The organism is Nostocoides sp. (assembly GCF_035343835.1).
Taxonomy (GTDB): domain Bacteria; phylum Actinomycetota; class Actinomycetes; order Actinomycetales; family Dermatophilaceae; genus Nostocoides_A; species Nostocoides_A vanveenii.
In genome coordinates this window covers 2,498-6,599 of sequence record NZ_DAOQZV010000184.1, presented here as the reverse complement: position 1 = coordinate 6,599, position 4,102 = coordinate 2,498, and the positions used below count along the sequence as shown (strand labels likewise).

Below are 4,102 nucleotides of genomic sequence, written 5' to 3'. Positions count from 1 at the left end.
GGGGGCGATCCCCAGCTCGCGGCCTCCCGCCATCAGATCATTCTCGACACCTTGCGCAGCCGCGGTCAGGTGGGCGCTAACGCCCTCGCGGACACCCTCGGCGTGACGCACGAGACCGTCCGCAAGGACCTTGTCCACCTCCAGGAACTGGGTCTGTTGCGGCGGGTGCACGGCGGCGCCGTGCCGGTGGAAGCGCTGACGCACGAGGTGCCCGTCGGTGGGCGCACGGCATACGGGCCGGAGAAGACGCGGATCGCCGACGCGGCGCTCCAGTTCGTCCCCGAAAGTGGTGCGGTGCTGGTGGATTCGGGCACGACAACAGCCGCATTCGGTGAGTCGCTGCCCGCGCTTCCCAACCTGGTCGCCTTCACCAACTCGCTGCCGATTGCCCTGGCTCTGGTCCCGCGCCTCGGCGGGGTGACCATTCTGGGGGGGCGGGTGCGTGCGGCCACCCTGGGCACGGCGGACGCGTGGGCGGTGCGGGCTCTCGAGGGCGTCCGCGCCGACGTCGCCTTCCTCGGCGCGAACGCCATCTCCAGCGAGCACGGGCTGGCCACACCGGACGAGATCGAGGCCGAGCTGAAGGCGGCGCTCATCCGCTCCTCGCGCCTGCGGGTGCTGCTGGCCGATCACTCGAAGTTCGGCCGCGAGTCCGTCCACCGGTATGCCGTGCTCTCCGACATCGATGTGCTCGTCACCGACACGGGGCTCCCCCAGGCCGACGCCGACGCGATCACCCGCGACCACGGCGTCGAGGTCATCCGCGCCTGAAGGTCCCGCGGCGACCCTCCGTCGCAAGCGCAGGGGCGCAGGAGGCGACGCGCCGCCGCGGGCGGAAATCGGCATACGGTTGTCTCCATGCGTGTCCTCGTCTCCGGCGGCGCCGGCTATATCGGTTCCCATACCGTCGTCCAACTCGTTGCGGCCGGTCACGACGTGGTCATTGCCGACAGTTTCGCCAACAGCAAGCCGGCTGTCATCGGGCGACTGGAGGCGCTGACCGGCGCGCACCTGCCCGTGCATGCCTTCGACCTGACCGATCGCGACAAGACCGAGCGGCTCTTCGCCGACGAACCGATCGACGCGGTCATCCACTTCGCCGGGCTCAAGGCGGTCGGCGAGAGCGCGCAGATCCCGTTGGAGTATTACGAGAACAACCTCGGCACGACCTTCTCGCTGCTCCACGCCATGAAGCGCCATGGCGTCAGCAAGCTCGTCTTCTCCTCCTCGGCGACCGTCTACGGCGAGGAGGCGCCGCTGCCCTATCGCGAGGACTACGCGCCCCTGCAGTCGTCGAGCCCGTATGGCCGCACCAAGGTGATGGGCGAACACATCCTCACCGACGTGGCCGCCGCCGACCCGAGCCTGCGGATCGCGATCCTGCGTTATTTCAACCCGATCGGCGCGCACCCGTCCGGCACGATCGGCGAGGACCCGCAGGGTATCCCCAACAACCTGATGCCCTTCATTGCTCAGGTGGCGGTGGGCCGGCGCGCGAAGCTGACGGTCTTCGGCGACGACTACCCGACGGCGGACGGCACCTGCGAGCGCGACTACATCCACGTCGAGGATCTCGCTGCCGGGCACGTCGCCGCTCTGGCGCGGCTGACCCAGGTCGACGATCCGGTGTCGGTGTGGAATCTCGGGACCGGCCAGGGCACCAGCGTGCTGGAGATGGTGGCGGCCTTCGCGCGGGCGTCGGGGCGCGAGGTGCCCTATGAGATCGGTCCGCGGCGCGCCGGCGACCAGCCCCGGTCGTGGGCGGACCCGACCAAGGCCAATAGCGAACTCGGTTGGGCGACAACGCGGTCCATCGACGACATGTGTGCCGACACCTGGCGCTGGCAGTCGGCGAACCCGACGGGCTACGAGGACTAACCGTATGCCGTTGCGTCGCCGCGAGGGGGTCGGCGCGGCCAGCCTGTTGGCCGTTGCGGCCGGAGGGTTGGTTGCAGGGGCGCTCGTCGGGGCCCGGCAGATCAGCGGGCCGCAACGGCCGAGGCCGGACTATCGCTTCAGTCCCTTCGAGGTGGGCGTCGCGGCCGACGAGGTGAGCTTCGCGGCGGACGACGGCACACAGCTGGCCGGGTGGTGGTTCGACCGGCCGGACAGCGAGCGCGTGGTCATCGTCAGCCACGGCCACCGCGGCAACAAGTCCGACATGCTCGGCATCGGTCCTGGCCTCTGGCGCGCAGGAAACACGGTGCTGCTCTTCGACTTTCGCGGCAACGGCGATTCGCAGGACGGGCCGCAATCGTTGGCGCACTACGAGCAGGCCGACCTGCGCGCCGCCATCACGTATGCCGCATCCCGCCGCCCCGACGCCGCGATCGTCCTCGTCGGCGTCTCGATGGGTGCCGCGGTCAGCATCCTTGTCGCGGCGGGCGATTTGCGGGTGCGGGCGCTGGTGCTGGACTCGCCCTTCGCCGAGATGCGGGGCGTCGTCGCGCATGCCCTCGGCAAACTCCGGTTGCCGCCCTTCCCTTTGCTGTGGCTGACCGACTGGGCGACGCGCTGGCGCTATGGCTACGGCTTCGGCGAGGTCGCGCCGATCGATGTCGTGGGGGCGCTCGCGCCGCGCCCACTGTTGTTGCTGCACGGGGCGGCCGACAGCGTGATCCCGGTGGATCACGCATACCGCCTGTTCGCGGCCGCGGGCGAGCCGAAGGCGCTGCACATCTTCGAGGGCGCGGATCACTGCGGCGGCTATTTCCAGGACCGGCCGGCGTATATCGCGCGGGTGGCCCACTTCCTCGCGAGCACCGGGTCGCCCGGGTGAGCCGCCGGCTGATCGTGCCGTTGGTGGCGGTCGTGCTGGTCTCGCTCAACCTGCGGCCGGGTGCGTCGGTTTCCGGACCGCTGCTGTCGGAGATCCGGTCGGGCCTGGGGATGTCGGCGGGTCTGGCTGGGGTCTTGACCGGGCTGCCTGGGCTCTGCTTCGGCCTGATCGGGTTGCTCGCGGTGACGATTGCCCGGCGGATCGGGACGACGGCCGGGATCGCGCTTGGGCTGGTCGCGGTGGCGGTCGGGCAGATCCTGCGGGCGGGGACCGGGAACGCCTGGGTCTTCTTGGCCCTCTCGGTCGTCGCGCTCGGCGGGATGGCGCTGGGCAACGTCCTGGTGCCGGCGTGGATCAAGACGCACGAGCAGGGGCAGGTGCTGCTCCAGACGATCTACGGCACTGGCCTGATGATCGGTGGCGGCATCGGGGCGGCACTCGCGGCCCCGCTGGCCGAGTCGCTCGGCGGCTGGCGGCCATCGCTGGGGCTGTGGGGCTGGCTGGCCTTGTCGGCAGTCCCCGCTTGGGCGTATCTCGCTGTGCGCGAACACAATTTGCCGGCCGATCACCGTCGTCCGATGGTCGCACCGGGCGGTCGCGTGGCACACTCGCCGACCGCGCTGGCGCTGACGACGATGTTCGGCGTGCAGTCGATGCACGCGTATGTGCAGTTCGGCTGGCTCCCGCAGATCTATCGCGACGCGGGGTTGTCGGCCACGTATGCCGGGGCGCTCCTGGCTTCGGTCTCCGGCATCGGCCTGTTCGGCGGGCTGCTCATGCCGGCGGTGATCGCGCGCGGCCGGGGCCTGAAGGTGGGCTTCGCGTCCTTCGGGGTGATCCTGATGGCCGGGTATGCCGGATTGATCCTCGCCCCGGCCACCGTGCCCTGGCTGTGGGCGGCGCTGCTCGCGGTCTCCGGCTTCACCTTCCCCACCGCAATCGCGCTGATCACCGCTCGCACACGCGAGCCGGCACTGACAGCGCAGGTGTCGGGCTTCGTGCAGCCGATCGGCTACCTGCTGGCGGCTCTCGGGCCCTTCCTCGTCGGCGTGCTGCACGCGGTGACCGGGGGCTGGACCCTCGTGCTGATCCTGCTGGCCGCAACCGGCGTGCCGCTGTCGTGGGCGTGTTATCGACTCGCCGCCCCGACCTTCGTCGACGACGAGTTGCCCCAGCCGACTCGCTGATCGTCGGGGGGGTCGGCGATCTGCCGAGTGGCTGATCGATGAGTGATAGTGCGGTCCTGGCCGCGATATCACTCATCGATAGGTCCGAAAAAGGGTCGCGAGGGCGAGGCGGGCAGTGACTGGATCTCCGGATCGG

4 protein-coding genes are annotated in these 4,102 nt (G+C 70.2%); all 4 read left to right on the top strand.

Going from position 1 to position 4,102, the window contains the following annotated elements; all coding sequences use genetic code 11:
* Window positions 1-771: DeoR/GlpR family DNA-binding transcription regulator (locus PKH97_RS12255; RefSeq protein WP_324387757.1), on the top strand; the 771-nt coding region annotated here is incomplete at its 5' end.
* Window positions 772-858: 87 nt separating this feature from the next.
* Window positions 859-1,878, top strand: coding sequence for a UDP-glucose 4-epimerase GalE (gene galE / locus PKH97_RS12250; protein ID WP_324387756.1), 1,020 nt, complete (start codon window positions 859-861; stop codon window positions 1,876-1,878).
* Window positions 1,879-1,882: 4 nt separating this feature from the next.
* Window positions 1,883-2,779, top strand: coding sequence for an alpha/beta fold hydrolase (locus PKH97_RS12245; RefSeq protein WP_324387755.1), 897 nt, complete (start codon window positions 1,883-1,885; stop codon window positions 2,777-2,779).
* The gene (locus tag PKH97_RS12240; RefSeq protein ID WP_324387752.1) at window positions 2,776-3,966 is read left to right on the top strand and encodes an MFS transporter; all 1,191 of its coding nucleotides are present in this window, start codon (window positions 2,776-2,778) and stop codon (window positions 3,964-3,966) included. Before PKH97_RS12245 ends, PKH97_RS12240 begins: the two co-directional genes overlap by 4 nt.
* Window positions 3,967-4,102: the final 136 nt, after the last annotated feature.